Annotated in this window: 19 protein-coding genes; 8 read left to right on the forward strand and 11 right to left on the reverse strand. The window is 63.0% G+C overall.

Annotated features, from left to right (window positions below; genetic code table 11):
* Positions 1-136: 136 nt before the first annotated feature.
* Positions 137-727, forward strand: coding sequence for a hypothetical protein (locus tag HNQ71_RS01195; RefSeq protein WP_184870801.1), 591 nt, complete (start codon positions 137-139; stop codon positions 725-727).
* Positions 728-747: 20 nt separating this feature from the next.
* Here the strand turns inward: HNQ71_RS01195 and HNQ71_RS01200 are convergent, their stop codons facing one another.
* Entirely contained in the window at positions 748-1851 is a 1104-nt protein-coding gene (locus tag HNQ71_RS01200) for an NAD(P)/FAD-dependent oxidoreductase (protein WP_184870802.1), read from the reverse strand.
* A gap of 104 nt (positions 1852-1955) precedes the next feature.
* Here HNQ71_RS01200 and HNQ71_RS01205 point away from each other — a divergent pair, with 104 nt between their 5' ends.
* From HNQ71_RS01205 to HNQ71_RS01215, 3 genes are read left to right on the forward strand one after another with little or no spacing between them, the layout of a single operon-like run.
* On the forward strand, positions 1956-3206 hold the full coding sequence (locus HNQ71_RS01205; RefSeq protein WP_184870803.1) for a cytochrome P450: 1251 nt from the start codon (positions 1956-1958) through the stop codon (positions 3204-3206).
* A 60-nt stretch (positions 3207-3266) separates the two neighbouring features.
* Positions 3267-4295, forward strand: coding sequence for a hypothetical protein (locus tag HNQ71_RS01210; RefSeq protein WP_246461140.1), 1029 nt, complete (start codon positions 3267-3269; stop codon positions 4293-4295).
* Between the two features lie 24 nt (positions 4296-4319).
* The gene (locus HNQ71_RS01215; RefSeq protein WP_184870804.1) at positions 4320-5036 is read left to right on the forward strand and encodes a transporter substrate-binding domain-containing protein; all 717 of its coding nucleotides are present in this window, start codon (positions 4320-4322) and stop codon (positions 5034-5036) included.
* Between the two features lie 69 nt (positions 5037-5105).
* Here the strand turns inward: HNQ71_RS01215 and HNQ71_RS01220 are convergent, their stop codons facing one another.
* The 7 genes from HNQ71_RS01220 to HNQ71_RS01250 form a co-directional block, all read right to left on the reverse strand.
* Positions 5106-5450 (reverse strand): cupin domain-containing protein, encoded by a 345-nt coding sequence (locus HNQ71_RS01220; protein ID WP_184870805.1) that lies wholly within the window; start codon positions 5448-5450, stop codon positions 5106-5108.
* Positions 5451-5456: 6 nt separating this feature from the next.
* Positions 5457-6737: an O-acetylhomoserine aminocarboxypropyltransferase gene (locus tag HNQ71_RS01225; protein ID WP_184870806.1), complete on the reverse strand. Its 1281-nt coding sequence runs from the start codon at positions 6735-6737 to the stop codon at positions 5457-5459.
* A gap of 145 nt (positions 6738-6882) precedes the next feature.
* Positions 6883-7404 (reverse strand): CoA-binding protein, encoded by a 522-nt coding sequence (locus HNQ71_RS01230; protein WP_184870807.1) that lies wholly within the window; start codon positions 7402-7404, stop codon positions 6883-6885.
* Positions 7391-8149 (reverse strand): GNAT family N-acetyltransferase, encoded by a 759-nt coding sequence (locus HNQ71_RS35630; protein WP_184870808.1) that lies wholly within the window; start codon positions 8147-8149, stop codon positions 7391-7393. The genes HNQ71_RS01230 and HNQ71_RS35630 overlap by 14 nt, the downstream gene beginning before the upstream one ends.
* 13 nt (positions 8150-8162) lie before the next feature.
* On the reverse strand, positions 8163-8333 hold the full coding sequence (locus HNQ71_RS01240; protein WP_246461142.1) for a hypothetical protein: 171 nt from the start codon (positions 8331-8333) through the stop codon (positions 8163-8165).
* Entirely contained in the window at positions 8333-8755 is a 423-nt protein-coding gene (locus HNQ71_RS01245) for a VOC family protein (protein WP_184870809.1), read from the reverse strand. The genes HNQ71_RS01240 and HNQ71_RS01245 overlap by 1 nt, the downstream gene beginning before the upstream one ends.
* A gap of 2 nt (positions 8756-8757) precedes the next feature.
* Complete coding sequence (locus tag HNQ71_RS01250) at positions 8758-9579, reverse strand: enoyl-CoA hydratase (RefSeq protein WP_184870810.1); 822 nt, start codon at positions 9577-9579, stop codon at positions 8758-8760.
* A 212-nt stretch (positions 9580-9791) separates the two neighbouring features.
* Here HNQ71_RS01250 and HNQ71_RS01255 point away from each other — a divergent pair, with 212 nt between their 5' ends.
* The 3 genes from HNQ71_RS01255 (at position 9792) to rpsI (ending at position 11423) form a co-directional block, all read left to right on the forward strand.
* Positions 9792-10256 (forward strand): PaaI family thioesterase, encoded by a 465-nt coding sequence (locus HNQ71_RS01255; protein ID WP_184870811.1) that lies wholly within the window; start codon positions 9792-9794, stop codon positions 10254-10256.
* 218 nt (positions 10257-10474) lie between these two features.
* A complete protein-coding gene (gene rplM / locus HNQ71_RS01260; RefSeq protein ID WP_010915638.1) occupies positions 10475-10939 on the forward strand; it encodes a 50S ribosomal protein L13 in 465 nt (154 codons plus the stop codon).
* Position 10940: 1 nt separating this feature from the next.
* The gene (gene rpsI / locus HNQ71_RS01265; RefSeq protein WP_184870812.1) at positions 10941-11423 is read left to right on the forward strand and encodes a 30S ribosomal protein S9; all 483 of its coding nucleotides are present in this window, start codon (positions 10941-10943) and stop codon (positions 11421-11423) included.
* A gap of 206 nt (positions 11424-11629) precedes the next feature.
* Here the strand turns inward: rpsI and HNQ71_RS01270 are convergent, their stop codons facing one another.
* A complete protein-coding gene (locus tag HNQ71_RS01270; RefSeq protein WP_184870813.1) occupies positions 11630-12535 on the reverse strand; it encodes a LysR family transcriptional regulator in 906 nt (301 codons plus the stop codon).
* Between the two features lie 91 nt (positions 12536-12626).
* Here HNQ71_RS01270 and HNQ71_RS01275 point away from each other — a divergent pair, with 91 nt between their 5' ends.
* On the forward strand, positions 12627-13499 hold the full coding sequence (locus tag HNQ71_RS01275) for an aldo/keto reductase family oxidoreductase (protein ID WP_184870814.1): 873 nt from the start codon (positions 12627-12629) through the stop codon (positions 13497-13499).
* 306 nt (positions 13500-13805) lie between these two features.
* On the opposite strand, the gene HNQ71_RS01280 is transcribed toward HNQ71_RS01275, so the two are convergent.
* Together HNQ71_RS01280 and HNQ71_RS01285 are read right to left on the reverse strand one after the other, a co-directional pair.
* Entirely contained in the window at positions 13806-14864 is a 1059-nt protein-coding gene (locus tag HNQ71_RS01280; protein WP_184870815.1) for a glycerophosphodiester phosphodiesterase family protein, read from the reverse strand.
* A 140-nt stretch (positions 14865-15004) separates the two neighbouring features.
* Positions 15005-16213, reverse strand: coding sequence for an acyltransferase family protein (locus tag HNQ71_RS01285; protein WP_184870816.1), 1209 nt, complete (start codon positions 16211-16213; stop codon positions 15005-15007).
* Positions 16214-16267 lie beyond the last annotated feature (54 nt).

The raw sequence follows: 16267 nt of genomic DNA on the forward strand, positions 1-16267 counted from the left end.
GGCGATGTCATCACCATTCGTAGCAATTTCTTAACCGCATTGCTTAACGAAATACGGCAAATCCCCTTTTACCCGACGCCGCTTCCCCTACAATCCAACGTTGAACCGTCATTGTGCGTTCAACAGGGGGAGTGTCATGTTCAGGAAAACCGCATGCTTCGCCATTGCCGGGCTGACCGTGCTCGGCACGATTTCGCAAACGGCGGCCGGCGGCCGAGCCGTCGAATGCTATGAGCCGGTCCGCACGCCTGATGTCTACGACACCGTCTACGAAGACGTGCTGGTCAGCCCGCCCGGCCAGCAGGTCGACTATGTTCCGGCCATCTATGGCACCCGCGAACGCGTGGTAATGACGGTTCCGGCACAAGTGACCTACGAGGTCGTGCCCGCCGTCACCCGCACCGTCTACCATACGGTCCAGGTCGATGATGGCGGCTATTCCTGGGAATGGCGCGTCATCCATGGCCGCAAGGTGCTGTGCAAGGTCTGGCACAAGGCGCGCTACGGGCGTGTCGCCGAGACCGTGGTGATCCAGCCCGAACGCACACGGCGTGTCGTCACCCCGGCGCAGTACGACAGCATCGCCGAGGAGGTGCTGGTGCAGCCGGAGCAAAGGCGCATCATGAATGTTCCCGCCTCCTACCGGACCGTCGCTCGGCGCGTGCTGGTGCGCGAAGGGTCATCCGGCTGGCGACGCGTGCATATTCCCAGGCACTGCCAGGATTAAGGTCAGCCCGGGCTGAGCGCTCAGGCCACCTCCGCCCGCAGCCATGCCTTCAAGCCGGCGATATCGCCATCACCAATGGCGGCGGCAACGCGCCGGCCGACCGCAGCCCCGAATTTGTAGCCATGGCCGGAGCAGGCCGAGACGATCAGGCATCTGCCCTTCTCGTACGCCATGAATTTCTCGTCGGCGGTGAAGGTGTAGGCGCAGGTTACGACCTCAGTCACCTCATACTCATCGATGCGGGCGATCGGCGGCGAAAACAGGTTGCGGATCGCCTCGCCCTCACCCGGCACCGGGTCGCGGTTCCAGTCGGCGTCGCTGGTCGGCACCCTGTGCAGTCCGGAACCGAATTTCATGCCGGCACCACCGGAGGGCGGGATCACGTAGCCGTCGACCGTGCCGCCAATATCGAGGACGACCGGTGCTGCCTGCCAGGCGGCCTTGAGGTCGGCCGGCGGTTCGACATAGGCAAGCGCCGTTCGATAGGTCTTCAACTCGCCGTCCAGTTCCGGAAACAGTTTCAACACCCAGGCGCCGGCGGCGACGACGATGCGATCGGCCTGCATCGTTTCGCCGCTTTCGAGCACGATGTGGCCGGTTTCCTCGTCGATTTCGACGACTTTGCTGTTTTCGTAGACATTGGCGCCATTGGTCCGCAGCCATTTCGCCAGGCCGGAGGCGATCTTGCGGCAGTGCAGCGCGCCGCCTTCGGTCGAAAAATAAGCATAGCGGAACGAGCCAGCCTCAAGAAACGGCCAGCGTTGCGCGGCCGCCTCCGGCTCCAGCAAGTCGAACGGGAAATTCCCCTCCTCCAGGCCCTCGCGGTATTCCTCGGCCTCGTCGCCCGGCTCGCGCGAAATGCAGACAAAGCCGCGCGCATCGAGGTGGCTTTCGCCGAGATCGGCCCACATCTCGTCCCAGGCCTGATAGGCTTCGGTGATCAGCCGGCCATAGCCGGTACCGGCCCGATAGGCGCGGCGGATGATGCGGTGATGGTCGCCTGATGCCGCCAGCGGGTTGGGAATCGGTCCCTGCTCGACGATCGAAACGCTGTGGCCCGCCTTGACCAGCGACCACGCGGTGGAAAGACCCGCAATGCCCGCGCCGACAACGATCACATTCATCAGTTCAGTCTTTCCGCAGCCGTATCGGCTGGCTCAACGCATTGGGCTATCGGGCGCAACATACGGTCTGGAACCGGGCTGGCAAGCCGCGCTATTGGTCTGGCATGACCAAATTGACACCACCGTATCTGGCCTTTGATCCAGCCACTCGCCACCTGCGGCTCGACCCGCACGAGCCGGCTTTTTTTCAAAATCCTTACGAGGCCTATGCCTTTCTGCACGGCGCATCGAATGCATTCTTCTGGGAAGAGTTCGGCTTCTGGTGCTTTGGCGGCTTCGACGACGTCAACCGGCTGTTGCGCGATCGTCGCTTCGGCCGGCAGAACCCGGCCGGCATTCCAGACAGGCGCGGTGTCGGCCAGGACCGCAGCCATCTCAGGGCATTCGACGGCATCGAAGCCAATTCGATGCTGGAGTTGGAGCCACCGGTGCACACGCGGCTGAGAACACTGGTCAACCGGGCCTTCGTCTCGCGCCAGGTCGAACGGCTGCGGCCGCGTGTCGAAGCGCTCGCCAACGAGTTGATCGACCGTTTCGAACCCGACGGAACTGTCGACCTCTTGCCCGCCTTCGCGGCACCGCTGCCGATCACCATCATTGCCGAAATGCTCGGCGTGCCGGTCGAGATGGGGCCACAACTGCTCGACTGGTCGCACCAGATGGTCGCCATGTACATGCATAGCCGCACGCGCGAAACCGAGGAGACGGCCAACCGCGCCGCAGCCGATTTTGCCGATTTCCTGCGCAGCCATGTCACCGAGCGGCGCAAGAACCCCGGTGACGACCTGTTGTCGCTCTTAATCTCGGCGCAGGAGGACGGCCAGAAACTGTCGGAGGACGAGATGGTTTCCTCGGCAATCCTGCTGCTCAATGCCGGCCATGAAGCGACCGTGCATCAGACCGGCAATGCCGTGCGCTCGATCCTGGCGCAAGGCGGCGATCCTCGTCGCTTCTTCGGCTCACCAGAAGCGACCGCGGCGACGGTCGAGGAATGCCTGCGCTTCGACGCGCCACTGCACATGTTCGCGCGCTACGCCTATCAGGAGCTCGAAGTCGCGCCAGGCATCGTCGTACAGCCGGGCCAGACGATCGGGCTGCTGCTTGGCATGGCCAATCATGACCCGCGCGCCTTCGCCGAACCGCCGGCCTTCAGGCCGGATCGTGCGGACCAGAAGAACGTGTCCTTCGGCGCCGGCATCCATTTCTGCATCGGTGCGCCGCTTGCCCGGCTTGAATTGCAGGTGTCGCTGAAAACCTTGTTCGACCGACAGCCAAAGCTGCATCTTGCCGAACAGCCGCGCTTCCGCGACACTTACCATTTCCATGGGCTGGAAAAGCTCGCCGTCGGCTTCTGACGATCGCGGGCCTGGGGCTGCGACATGAGGGTGTTTTCAAGACCGGCGACAGCGTTCGCAATGGCAATGCTGTCTTGCCTCGGTGTGGCGCACGCTCAGCAACAGCCGGAAAACATCCCTTGGGAAAACAGCGTGGCGATCGCCCAGAAAATGGCGGCCGGTCTGCTGGAGCGGCAGACCGGAGCGAAGGATTTTCCGACGCCATCGTTTGCGGTCGAGGTCGATCTCAACCTCGACGGCTTTCCCGAGATCTTCGCCTATCGCTATGCGCCGGACTGCGACGGCACCCATTGCGGCAACTTCCTGTTCGTCCTCGAGGGCGACAGCTATCAGGAGGTCCTCGGCGACATTCCCGGTGCAAGGCTGGTGCCACAGGACAAGATCGGGCTCAGCGCCTTCAAACGAAACGGTTTTCTCGACATGCAGTCCGACCAGATGATGATCGGCTGGGACGGAAAACGCTATGTCGACGCCTCTACGTTTCCTGCCTCGTCGCTCGATGGCGCCGCCTTCATGGCGGCCTGCCAGAAAAGCAGATCCAACGAGCAACCGGCGGGGGGCGAAGCGGAACGCGTGAGCGCCGAATGCCAATGCCGGTTCAGCCGGTTTCAGGTAACCGGATTCACGCAGCCCGATCTCGACAGGTACACCGCATCGCTGGGCGAGAATTTCGAATATCCGACCGGCGCGAAAGAGATTGCCTGGCAGGCGCTTCTGAAAAATGCGGAGGACGTCGGCACCGGCTGCGATGTCGCCAGCGGCAAGAGCCAATGGCCGCCGGCCTATTTCAATCATGGCGACCAGCCGCAGCAGAAGCTCAATTTCGACAGCTTTCTCGATGCCTGTCCGGCACAGGACTTCATCCTCACCAACCACAAGATTGGCTCACCGGACCGAGCGCTCAGCCTTTGCGGCTGCCTTGCGCGCGAAATGCCGACCCAGGGCATCAGCCAGGAGGGCCTCGATCTCGTGGCGCAGTACTATCGCAACGAGATTTCCGACGCCGATATCGAGGCAGAGGATGCCGACGCCCTGACCTTCCACGACAAGGCATCGGAGGCCTGCCTCAGCCAGTTCCCGGCGAAATAGGATGGCGACGGTTTGCCCCAACATATGACCGAGTTGAAATTCGCCTTCCTGGAAGAGCCGCCATTCTGCTTTACCGGTGCATCGGGCGAGGTCTCAGGCTGTGACGTCGAGCTTGCACGCAGGCTCGCTGAATTGCTCGGATTTGCGGGCTTCAGGCCGATCGAGGCCGAATTCGCTGAATTGCTGTCAGGGCTGGTCGAGGGTCACTGGACGATGACGACCGGCTTGTTTGTCTCCGAAGAGCGCCAGCAGCTCGTCGACTTCACACGGCCGATCTGGGCGTTGCAGGATGGGTTGCTGGTCGCGAAAGACAATCCGCGCGGCTTTCGCGGCTACCAATCCATTGCCAGGGACCGGACGGCGTTGCTTGGCGTCATAACCGATCAGGTCCAGCATCTCACGGCGCTGCACAACGGGATTGCGCCCGAGCAGATCAGGATGTTCGCAACCCAGGCCGATGTGGCGGATGCAGTCGCCAACGGCGTGGTGCACGCCTATGCCAGCGTTGCGATGGCGCATCGAGGCTATCTGACGCGCCGACCCGAAATGCCGCTTGGCCTGGTCGAGGTTCCCGCCAGCGAAAAACAGCCATCGGCCGGTGCCTTCGCGATCGCCAAGGGCAACGGCGCCCTGCTCAGGGACATCGATGCTTGCCTCGATGGGTTGCTTGGAAGCCAATGGCATCGAGAAATGATGGCCCGATACGGGTTTTCGGACAGCGACATCGATCGCGTCATCTGACCCCGGCCTGGATGCCTTTTTTATGCATGTCGTGCTCCCAAAACCGGGGCCACTTTTGGGCGACATGCATTAGAGCTTGATCACATACTCCTTGCGGGTCGTTTCAAGCACTTCCCAGTTGCCCTTGAAGCCGGGCCTGAGCACAAAGCTGTCGCCGGCCTTGACGGTGCGCGCCGCACCGCCTTCTTCGGTGATCACCGAAACACCGGACAGGATGTGGCAGAATTCCCATTCGTCATAGACGATGCGCCATTTGCCCGGGGTCGATTCCCAGATGCCGGCATAAAGGCCGCTATCCCGCTCCTCGATATTCCAGGTGCGGAATTTCGGATCGCCCGAGATCAGCCGGTCCGGCGCCGGCGCGCCAGATTCGGGTTCAACGGTTTTGATGTCGACGGAAAGAAACGCGGTCATGATCGATCAGACCTTGGCAAGCGCCTGTTCGAGGTCGGCGACGATGTCGTTGACGTCCTCGATGCCGATGGAAAGCCGCACTGTATCCGGACCGGCGCCGGCCTTGACCTTCTGCTCGTCGGAAAGCTGGCGGTGCGTGGTCGATGCCGGGTGGATGACCAGCGACTTGGTGTCGCCGACATTGGCCAGGTGCGAGAACAGTTCGAGCGCCTCGACGAACTTGACGCCGGCGTCATAGCCGCCTTTGAGGCCGAAGGTGAACACGGCGCCGGCGCCTAGCGGCGAGTATTTCTTCTGCAGCGCGTGGTTCTTGTCTGAGGGCAGGCCGGGATAGTTCACCGAGGCGACCTTGGGGTGGTTGGACAGCCAGGCGGCGACGGTCACGGCATTGTCGCAGTGGCGCTGCATGCGCAGCGGCAAGGTTTCCAGACCGGTCAGAATCAGGAAGGCGTTGAACGGCGAGATCGCCGGGCCGAGGTCGCGCAGGCCAAGCACGCGGGCGGCAATGGCGAAAGCGAAATTGCCGAAGGTTTCATGCAGGATAAGGCCGCCATATTCCGGGCGCGGTTCCGACAGCATCGGGTATTTGCCCGACTTCGACCAGTCGAAGGTGCCGCCGTCGACGATGGCGCCGCCGATCGAATTGCCGTGACCGCCGATGAACTTGGTGAGCGAATGGACAACGATGTCGGCGCCGTGCTCGATCGGTCGGATCAGGTAAGGTGAGGCCAGCGTGTTGTCGACGATGAGCGGCAGGCCGTGCTTGCGCGCGATGTCGCCGATCTTCTCGATGTCGACGAAGGTGCCGCCCGGATTGGCGAGGCTCTCGATGAAGATCGCCTTGGTCCTGTCGTCGATCTGGCTCTCGAAGGTCGAGATGTCATTGGTGTCGGCCCAGCGCACCTCCCAGCCATAATTCTTGAAGGCATGGCCGAACTGGTTGATCGAACCGCCATAAAGCTTGTTGGCGGCGACGAAATTGTCGCCCGGTTGCATCAGATTGTGGAACACAAGCACTTGCGCGGCATGGCCGGAGGCGACCGCAAGCGCCGCCGTGCCGCCTTCGAGGGCCGCGATGCGTTCTTCCAGCACCGCCTGCGTCGGGTTCATGATGCGGGTGTAGATATTGCCGAAGGCCTTCAGCCCGAACAGCGAGGCGGCGTGGTCGGCATCGTCGAAAACGAAGGAGGTCGTCTGATAGATCGGCGTGGCCCGGGCGCCGGTCGCGGGATCAGGCTTTGCGCCGGCATGGACGGCGAGCGTGTTGAAACCGGGCGTGCGGGTCATCGAAACCTCTCTTTTTGAAACTCTTGAAATGGCCGGGCATTCTTGGCGAAGCCCGGGCGCGAATGCAAAGAAGAAAATGCCCTTCGGCAGGTGATTTACACGTGAGGCGGGAGAAAATGCAGAGCGCGCCGGAATAATTTTCCTCCTACTTCTGGCGCACACCAAAACTCTGGAATCCAGGGCGCATCAGCGGCTTCTTCGACGACAGCACGCCGGAATTGACGCCGGTCCAGCCGATCTCGCCGGACAGCTTGCCATATTCGATCTTGGGGCAGCGGTTCATAACCACCTTGATGCCGGCGGCCTCGGCGCGCGCGGCTGCCTCGTCATGGCGTACGCCAAGCTGCATCCAGAGGACTTTCGGCAAGGGATCGAGCCGCAACACTTCGTCGAGAATGCCCGGCACCGCTGTCGCCGCGCGAAAGATGTCGACCATGTCGATCGGTTCGGGAATATCGGCCAGCCTGGCATAGGTCATCCGGCCGAGGATTTGCTTGCCGGCCTGGCCAGGGTTGATCGGAAACACCGAAAACCCCTTGGCCAGTAGATATTTCAGCACGAAATAGCTTGGCCGCACGTCATTGGCTGACGCGCCGACCATGGCAATGGTCTTTACCGAATTGAGGATGCCGGCGATGTAGATGTTGTCGTAACTATCGTGGTTCATGCGGCTTCCTGCGGTAGTGATAGCGGTAAAGTTCACAGCTGAATCCGAGCGAGGCATAGAGCGCCCGGCCTGGCGCATTGTCGGCCACCACTTGCAGGCATGCCGCGTCAGCACCCGCCCGTCGTGCCCAGCCGATCAGGCCGCCGACCGTCTTGCGCCCCAGGCCTTGCTGCCTGAAGCGGCCGTCGGTTTCAACCGATTCCACCAGAAGCAGGCCGTCCCGGATGACGCCATAGGCCAGCGCGACAATTTCGCTGTCGCGTTCGCAGGATACGAACGCCCGGTCGCCGGCGATCAGCCCCGTCATCTCGCGAAAGACACGGCGATCGGCATCATCATAGGTGCCCATGCGAAACCGCGCCGCTAGCCAGTCTTCGCCTGGCATGGGCGAAACTGCGACCTGCCCGTCGCGGATCTCCGCCAGGTCATCGATCCCGGCATAAAGATGGATGGTTCCGCCTTCGAGCTGGTAACCGCGATGGTCGAGTGCGGCTTCGAGCTCATCGGCGATATCAGGTACCCGGAACAGCGGCGTCTGGTCATAGCCGACATAGAAGGCCTCGGTGGCGGCGATGACCTTGTCGGGCGCTCCGCGCTTGCCACGCAAGGGATTGACCGAGTTGGCGCGCCGGATCCGGCCGCCGGAGCGCCTGAGAAGCCAGCCGTCGACGACGGTTTCGACCGCCGACGGCCAGGCTTCGCGGCACGCCTGTTCGCTGCGCCAGTTGCGATCGTCATCCGTCACGCATCATCCTCCCTCAGCTTGCTCCATAAAGGCCTGCCTCCATTAAGGCCTGCGGACCGGTGCAGATCGGCGTGGTGAATTCGAGTTCGAAATCGCGGTCGCGAAACAGCGGCAGGTTCCAGTCAAGCAGGATGTGCTTGAGATAGGGTGCCTTGAGCCGCGTCAGCTGCGTGCGACAGGCCATCAGCCAGGCAGGGAAATGGTGCCGTCCTCCGCGATCGGAAAGGCCGGATTGTGCGCCACTTCCCAGACATGCCCGTCGGCATCGGCGAAATAACCGTACCAGCCGCCCCAGAAGGCGCGGCCGGCCGGCTTAACGATACGGCCGCCGGCTTTTTCGGCCATGGCGAGCACCTCGTCGACTTCAGCATCGGAGCGTGTGTTGTAAGCGAGGTAGACCGCGGACGGCGCCCCAGTGAAGGCGACGCCCGAATCCTCCTCGGCGCTGTCGCGCGGGAACAGGCCGAGAATGGCGCCACCCATCTGGAAGAAGGCAACGCCGTCGGTGATGCCGGCATGACGGCTCAGGCCCATCGCCTCATAGAAGCGCACGGCGCGATCGAGATCGTCGGTCGCGATGGTGATGATGGAGATGCGCGGTTCCATGACTACTCGTCCGACCATTGCGGCTTGCGCTTGCCTATGAAGGCGCCAATGCCCTCCGCTGCGTCACGCGCCAGCATGTTCTCGACCATGATCGCGCCGGTATGGGCATAGGCGTCGGCCAGCCCCATCTCGGCCTGCGCATAAAAGGCTTCCTTGCCGGTCTTGACCACCAAAGATGATTTGGAAGCAATGGTTTGCGCGTATTTGGTGACAATCTGATTCAGATATTCGCGCGGCACGACGCGGTTGACTAGGCCGAATTCCTTGGCGGTTGGCGCATCGATCGTCTCGCCGGTCAGCAGCATCTCCATCGCATGCTTGCGCGAGACGTTGCGCGACAGCGCCACCATCGGCGTCGAGCAGAACAGGCCGATGTTGACGCCCGGCGTGCAGAAGGTCGCCTCATGCGAGGCAATCGCCAGATCGCAGCTGGCGACCAGTTGCAGCCCGGCGGCGGTGGCAAGTCCGTCGACTTCGGCGATAACCGGCAAGGGATGACGCACGATCGCCTGCATCAGCGTGGCACAGGCAGCAAAGGTCTCCGCGAAGAAGGCCTTGCCGTGATCGGCGTCGGCACGGCGCGCCGTCATTTCCTTGAGATCATGGCCAGCGCAGAACACCTTGCCGGCTGCCGAGAGAACGATGACGCGAACCGCCTTGTCGGTCCTAGCGCGCTCGAGTTCCGCCGTCAGCGCCGCCATCACCGCCAGCGACAGGGCGTTGGCGGGCGGATTGGCGAGCGTGAGGCGCAGCACGCCCTTGTCCAGTTGTGCGACAACCGGACCTTCAACGGCGGCAGGCTTGATGGCAAGGATTTCAGCCATGGTCGTTTCTCCGCGATTCAGGATCGTGGTTGGATGCTTCAATCTAGTACGCCATCACGCCTCGTCCAACACCCTCAAACAGATTGCTGGCACAAGCGACAAGGCTGCGCTGCATTTGTTCCGTTGGCTTAGGATTGTCATCAGTGACAGCGCAAACGGTGTTGCCAGAAAGCCCCGCCGCGTTCAAACAGGCGCATACGAGGGAGACCGCCATGCCCGCCCAGAGCAATCTCAAGCCGGTGCTGACCGCGGCGGAAGTCAATGCGCTGATGGGAACCGTCTATCCCCAGCTCAACGACCAATTCAAACATTACGAGGCGATCGACGTATTTCCGGGCGGTTGCCTCGTGCGGCTCAATGCCGACGAGCGGCACCTGCGCCCTGGCGGCACGGTGTCGGGTCCGTCGCTGTTCACGCTGGCCGATATCGGCGGCTATGTCTGCGTGCTCAGCCATGCCGGGCCGGACGCGCTTTCCGTTACCGTCAACCTCGACATCAACTTCGTCCGCAAGGCCGAGGCCGGACCGATCGATGGCCATTGCCGCATCCTGAAGCTGGGAAAGAGCCTGATGGTGTTCGACATCGACATCGTCGCCGGCCCGGACGGACACACGGTCGCGCACGCCACCGGCACCTATTCGATCCCGCCGAAGCGGAATGCCGATGTGGTAAAATAATACCTTTTACCCAAGGCATTGTTTCTGCTATACTTTTCCTACTATAAGCCCTTTCGATGGCCTTGACGCGACAACTGCCCTCGCCTATAAGCCCTCACGAAGCAGCGGCCCGCAAAGGCCGCCGTTTTGTTATTGGCGGAGGGCAAGCGTCTCACCGCCAATCCAAGCAACAAGAAACGCCTTCTCTTATGAAGGTCCGAACCGAAAGCAGAAAACACATGACAACCTTTTCGCAGAAGCCTGCGGATGTGGTGAAGAAGTGGATCCTGATCGACGCCGAGGGTCTCGTCGTCGGCCGTCTTGCCACTGTCATCGCCAATCATCTTCGCGGCAAGCACAAGCCGACCTTCACCCCGCATGTCGACGACGGCGACAACGTCATCGTCATCAATGCCGACAAGGTGGTGTTCACCGGCAAGAAGTTCACCGACAAGGTCTATTACTGGCACACCGGCCACCCCGGCGGCATCAAGGAGCGCACCGCGCGCCAGCTGCTCGAGGGTCGTTTCCCCGAGCGTGTCGTCGAGAAGGCCGTTGAGCGCATGGTCCCGCGTGGCCCGCTCGGCCGTCGCCAGATGAAGAACCTGCGCGTCTATGCAGGCGCAGAGCATCCGCATGTCGCCCAGCAGCCCGAAGTTCTCGACGTGGCCAAGCTGAATTCCAAGAACAAGAAGGTCGCATAAGATGGCTGAGCTTTCCTCGCTCGCAGAACTGGGCGCCGCCACCGGCAACACCAACACGCAGGCCGCGGCACCCGTCCATGTCCAGAAGCTCGACAAGTCGGGCCGCGCCTATGCCACCGGCAAGCGCAAGAACGCCATCGCGCGCGTCTGGGTGAAGCCGGGTTCCGGCAAGATCACCGTAAACGACAAGGAATTCGCGACCTATTTCGCGCGTCCGGTCCTGCAGATGATCCTCAACCAGCCGATCATCGCATCCAACCGTTCGGGCCAGTACGACATCGTCGCCACCGTCATCGGCGGCGGCCTCTCGGGCCAGGCCGGCGCTGTGCGCCACGGCATCTCCAAGGCGCTGACCTACTACGAGCCGGCGCTGCGCGCCGTGCTCAAGAAGGGCGGCTTCCTGACCCGCGACAGCCGCGTCGTCGAGCGCAAGAAGTACGGCAAGGCGAAAGCCCGCCGCAGCTTCCAGTTCTCGAAGCGCTAAGCGCTCCGCAGCTTCACCAATCGAAAAGGCCGCCCCCGGGCGGCCTTTTTGTTTTACGGCTCGGCAGTCACCCCACCCGGCGCTACGCGCCGACCTCCCCATCAAGGGGAGGTAGGGCGCCGCACTCTTCTACCTCCCCTCGATGGCGAGGTCGCGCCGAAGGCGCGGGTGGGGTGATGGCGCCGGCCCCACCCCCTCGTATGATTTCAGGCGTGAACCGTCGATTGCTTGATATAGTCGATGAACGCCCGCAGCGGGGCCGGCACGAGGCGGCGGCCGGGATAATAGAGGAACGGCCCGGAGAAGCTCTGCCACCAGGGTTCTAGAATGGGTTCAAGCGCGCCGCTTTCGAAGTGAGGGCGAAGCCAGCCCTCGAACAAGCCGATGATGCCGGTGCCGGCGATGGCCGCATCGACGGCCAGATCAGTCGCCCCGCCGATCCGCACGATCAGCGGCCCTGTCGGATCGATGCGCACCACCTCGCCGTCGCGTTCGAATTCCCACGGCAGCATCGCGCCGCTGGCAAAGCGGCCGCGCACACAGGCGTGGCCGAGCAGGTCGCCCGGATGTTGCGGCCGCCCATGGCGATCGAGATAGGCAGGGCTGGCGGCGGTGGCGAAACGCTGCACGCGCGGTCCGATCGGCACCGCGATCATGTCCTGTTCCAGCCGCTCGTCGTAACGGATACCGGCGTCGCAGCCAGCCGCCAGCACGTCGACAAAGTTCTCGTCGGCGACCACCTCCAGCCGGATGCCGGGAAAGGCGGCGAGGAAACCCGGGACGATGTCAGGCAATATCAGCCGCGCGGCGCTGACCGGCACGTTGAGACGCAACGAGCCCGCCGGCCTGTCGCGAAAGCCATTGACCACGTCGAGGGCGGCCTCCACCTCCGACAGCGCCGGACCGAGCCGCTCCAGCAGGCTGAGGCCGGCTTCGGTCGGGACAACGCTGCGCGTCGTGCGATTGAACAGCCTGACACCAAGTTGCGCTTCCAGGCGACGCACCGCTTCGCTCAAGCCCGAGGCGCTGCCGCCGCTGGCGCGCGCACCATCGCGAAAGCCCCCGGCGCGCGCCACCGCCACGAAGGCGTTCAGATCACTGAGATCCATCATTGTTCGCAATTCCGCACAGCCTGTGTGGATTGTACCTGATTATCACAAGATTGAGCAGCGCCTATCTTCGCCTCCTCAAAGGAGATCAATCATGTCCAATATCCAACAGGCCGGCACCTTCGCTCTTGGCAGCCACACCGTGAAACGGCTTGGCTACGGTGCCATGCAGCTCGCCGGGCCCGGTGTGTTCGGGCCGCCCAAGGACCATGACGCGGCAGTGGCCGTGCTGCGGGAGGCCGTTGCACAAGGCGTCGACCACATCGACACCAGCGACTTCTACGGCCCGCACGTCACCAACCGGCTGATCCGCGAGGCGCTGGCACCCTATCCCAAGGATCTGGTCATCGTCACCAAGATCGGCGCCCGGCGCGGCGCGGATCGCTCGTGGCTGCCGGCCTTCTCCGCCGAAGCGCTGACCCAGGCGGTGCACGACAATCTGCGCAATCTCGGCCTCGAGGTGATCGACGTGGTCAATTTGCGCATCATGTTCGACACGCACGGTCCCGCCGAAGGGTCGATCGAAGCGCCGCTCACCGTGCTCGCCGAATTGCAGCGCCAAGGCCTGGTCCGGCATATCGGACTGAGCAACGTGACATCGACCCAGATCAAAGAAGGACGCCGGATTGCCGAAATCGTCTGTGTGCAGAACCAGTACAATCTGGCGCATCGCGGCGACGACGCGCTGATAGACGAGCTCGCCCGTGACGGCATTGCGTACGTGCCGTTCTTCCCGCTCGGCGGCTTCAACCCGCTGCAGTCTTCGACGCTGTCCGACGTGGCGCAGCGCCTCGGCGCCACGCCGATGCAGGTCGCACTCGCCTGGCTGCTTCGGCGCGCGCCCAACATCCTGCTGATCCCCGGCACATCATCGGTTGCGCATCTGCGGGAGAACCTCACCGCTGCCGAACTCAAGCTTTCGGACGATGTGCTCAGGGAATTGGATGGTATGGCGACGGCCGCTTGACGATGCAGGCACTGCGCGCAGTTGCATAAGCAAAAGGCCGTCCTTCGGCCGCCTGTTGGGGCCTCGGCAGTCACCCCACCCGGCGCTGCGCGCCGACCTCCCCATCAAGGGGAGGTAGGGCGCCCAGGTTTGCCATCGCTCCGCAAACATTCCGACGACCAACTGGCGACAAACCTTTGCCGTGCAGCCACTCGGCGCGCGCGGTTTAGCCGCGACCCCTACCTCCCCTTGTTGGGGAGGTCGGCGCGTAGCGCCGGGTGGGGTGACGGCGCTGGCATTCCCAGGCGGGGTGCGGCGCCAACGTTCCTAGTTGATGCTCGCCGTACTCGCGGGCTCAGCCGGCCGCACCTCGTCGCTGTAAGGCACGCGGTAGCCGTTCGCCGCCAGCCAGTCGATCGCCGCCTTCGGTTCGTCGGTCTGGATGATTGTGGCGCCGCGATCGGCCCAGAAGCCATATGTCTCGCGAGGCAGGCTGGCCTGCACCGCCAGCTCGTCGCCGCGGCCGCCGGCAAGGAAGCCGCCAGGCTTGTTGACGATGGCGTAGGTATCGGCCCAGATGTGCCAGTTGCCACGCACCGCGGCCGCGCGCATGCGCGTGCTGAACAGCGGGCCGCCCGTCTCGGTCAGCGTCCCGGCGCCCGCCCGCCAGTTGATCAGCTCGGTCGCGCGCGGCGAGAAGGCGTGGTCGACCGTCTCGGCGAAAGCGGCTTCATGCACCGCGTCGTCAGCAATGATCGGCATGAACTGGAAGCCGCCGCCGATGGCATCCATGGCGGCCTTGACCGTGGCAATCCGGGTGGCGTTCCACAGGTTCTCCTTGACGATGACCTGTTCGGCCATGCCGAGATCGCGCGCCACCGCGATCATGCCGGAGAGATCGCCGACCTCGAGCTTGTTGTCGAGGTTGATGAGGATCCTGTCCCTGGTCGCCAGCAGCATCTCGCGCAGCGTCGAAACTGTCTCATTGGTGATGGCGCCGGTACCCTCAACCACCAATCGGCAGGTTCTCAGTTCGGCCAGCGTGTACTTCACCACCTCGCCCTTGCAGGTCGTCGTGCGGTCGAGCCAGCTGTCATGCATGACGACGAACTCACCGTCCTTCGAGCGCCTGATGTCGACCTCGACGATTTCGGCGCCCATGGCGATCGAGCCTTGCACGGCTGCGATCGAATTTTCCGCGTAGAGCGTCTTGCCGGCCTGCATGCTGCCAGCGCGATGCGCGGCGATCATGACGTGGTCGCGCCACTGGTTGGCATGTTCGAAGCGGTCGAGTATCAGCCTGGCGCGGGTTTCTCCTGCCAATGATTGGCCAGAGGCGGCCGCAAGCGTCGCGCAAAGCAGAAGGCTCAGCCAGATGGTCCGCATCGAGAATCGCTCCTTGCCGGATCGAGACCCGGATAGGCGATGCCCGTGACAGCCCGGTGAACGAAGCCGGCTAGCGGATGTCTTGCTTGAGCACGATCCTTTCCGAAAACCGGCTTCCACTTTTCGGGATCATGCTCGCGTCAGATGCGTTTCGACAGCCGGCGGAACCAGGCCACGGCCGGCATCTCGACGAAACGCCAGGTGATCCAGGAGGCGGCGATGGTGGCGACAAGCATGGCGATGATCGCCACGGCCCCTGTCCAGCCGGCGCCGAAGCCGGTCGCCGGCTGGCCGCGCAGCATGATGTCGTCGATCAGGCCCAGGCCAAGCTTGCGCTCGACGAGCCCGGCGATATTGATCATGCGTGCCTGGACGAAGATGTGCACCATGTAGATCGAATAGGACAGTGCGCCGAGCGTCAGCATGAACGGCGTCCTCAGCATGGCGCTGATCCAGCCGCCTTCATGAGCGAAGAGAAACAGCGCCAACGCGAACACCAGGGGCGCCGCGATGCCGAAATCATTGTCGCCCGACAGCGAGACAAAAACCACGATGACGGCGACCATGACGATCTCTGCAAGGGTCCAGGCCATGCGCGGGCCGCCCTTGGCCAGGGCCTGTCGCGCCCCTGCAATGGAATCATGCTGAAACCAGGCAAGCAAGGCGCCAAGCGAGAAGCCGTAGAGGCAGCGGATGAAGCCGAAATCGAAGGACACATCCATATGATGGGTCGAGAAGCCAAGCAGGAACAGCGGTGCGGTGACGGCAGCGCCGACGAACCATATCCAGGCGAGCTCGCCGGCGACGAAGACCACGCCCGCAAACAGGAGATAGGCGAAGAACTCCGCCGAAATGCTCCAGCTTGGCGCATTCCAGGTAAGGTGATCCTCGAAGCCGACGCCTTGCAGCAGGAGAAGATTGGCAAGCAGGCTCCTGAGGTCAAATCCTCCGGTGAAGGGCGCTGCCCCGGTGCCGTGCAGTTGCGGCAGCACCAGCCGCAGCAGCTCGAAGCCGACAAAAGCGGCCAGCATGAGCAGATGCAGCGGGTAGATGCGGCCAAAGCGGACCAGGGCGAAGCGAGCCACCTCTTCCGGTTGGCTCAGCCGGTTCCCGTAGCTGCTGGCGATGACGAAACCGGAAAGTACGAAGAAGAAGTCGACGAAGAGGTAGGACGAACCGATGAAGGCGCTTTGCGAAATCGTCGAACCGGTGGGGAAGTGAAACAGCGCCACCATCAGCGCGCAGATGCCGCGCCACGAATCGAGAACCAGGAAGCGTTCGCCGGCGATCGTGCCGCTGTGGGTCGACACCATGGCGCGGGGAGGATTAAGAAACGCGGTCTGCGTCATGATGATACAAATCCTGTTTTGCCATGGCACTTGAGGGGCGCCAATTCGTCTCCC

It is taken from the genome of Mesorhizobium sangaii, from assembly GCF_014207355.1.
In the GTDB taxonomy this organism is placed as follows: Bacteria; Pseudomonadota; Alphaproteobacteria; order Rhizobiales; family Rhizobiaceae; genus Mesorhizobium; species Mesorhizobium sangaii.

Bases quoted from the DNA above. Each gene is read 5' to 3' on its own strand.
- HNQ71_RS01205 (WP_184870803.1), top strand. From the start codon at position 1,956: ATGACCAAATTGACACCACCGTATCTGGCCTTTGATCCAGCCACTCGC.
- HNQ71_RS01280 (WP_184870815.1), bottom strand. From the start codon at position 14,864: ATGCGGACCATCTGGCTGAGCCTTCTGCTTTGCGCGACGCTTGCGGCC.
- HNQ71_RS01220 (WP_184870805.1), bottom strand. From the start codon at position 5,450: ATGACCGCGTTTCTTTCCGTCGACATCAAAACCGTTGAACCCGAATCT.
- rpsI (WP_184870812.1), top strand. From the start codon at position 10,941: ATGGCTGAGCTTTCCTCGCTCGCAGAACTGGGCGCCGCCACCGGCAAC.
- HNQ71_RS01215 (WP_184870804.1), top strand. From the start codon at position 4,320: ATGACCGAGTTGAAATTCGCCTTCCTGGAAGAGCCGCCATTCTGCTTT.
- rplM (WP_010915638.1), top strand. From the start codon at position 10,475: ATGACAACCTTTTCGCAGAAGCCTGCGGATGTGGTGAAGAAGTGGATC.
- HNQ71_RS01275 (WP_184870814.1), top strand. From the start codon at position 12,627: ATGTCCAATATCCAACAGGCCGGCACCTTCGCTCTTGGCAGCCACACC.
- HNQ71_RS01225 (WP_184870806.1), bottom strand. From the start codon at position 6,737: ATGACCCGCACGCCCGGTTTCAACACGCTCGCCGTCCATGCCGGCGCA.
- HNQ71_RS01200 (WP_184870802.1), bottom strand. From the start codon at position 1,851: ATGAATGTGATCGTTGTCGGCGCGGGCATTGCGGGTCTTTCCACCGCG.
- HNQ71_RS01240 (WP_246461142.1), bottom strand. From the start codon at position 8,333: ATGGCCTGTCGCACGCAGCTGACGCGGCTCAAGGCACCCTATCTCAAG.
- HNQ71_RS01285 (WP_184870816.1), bottom strand. From the start codon at position 16,213: ATGACGCAGACCGCGTTTCTTAATCCTCCCCGCGCCATGGTGTCGACC.
- HNQ71_RS01255 (WP_184870811.1), top strand. From the start codon at position 9,792: ATGCCCGCCCAGAGCAATCTCAAGCCGGTGCTGACCGCGGCGGAAGTC.
- HNQ71_RS01250 (WP_184870810.1), bottom strand. From the start codon at position 9,579: ATGGCTGAAATCCTTGCCATCAAGCCTGCCGCCGTTGAAGGTCCGGTT.
- HNQ71_RS01245 (WP_184870809.1), bottom strand. From the start codon at position 8,755: ATGGAACCGCGCATCTCCATCATCACCATCGCGACCGACGATCTCGAT.
- HNQ71_RS01195 (WP_184870801.1), top strand. From the start codon at position 137: ATGTTCAGGAAAACCGCATGCTTCGCCATTGCCGGGCTGACCGTGCTC.
- HNQ71_RS01270 (WP_184870813.1), bottom strand. From the start codon at position 12,535: ATGATGGATCTCAGTGATCTGAACGCCTTCGTGGCGGTGGCGCGCGCC.
- HNQ71_RS01230 (WP_184870807.1), bottom strand. From the start codon at position 7,404: ATGAACCACGATAGTTACGACAACATCTACATCGCCGGCATCCTCAAT.
- HNQ71_RS01210 (WP_246461140.1), top strand. From the start codon at position 3,267: ATGGCAATGCTGTCTTGCCTCGGTGTGGCGCACGCTCAGCAACAGCCG.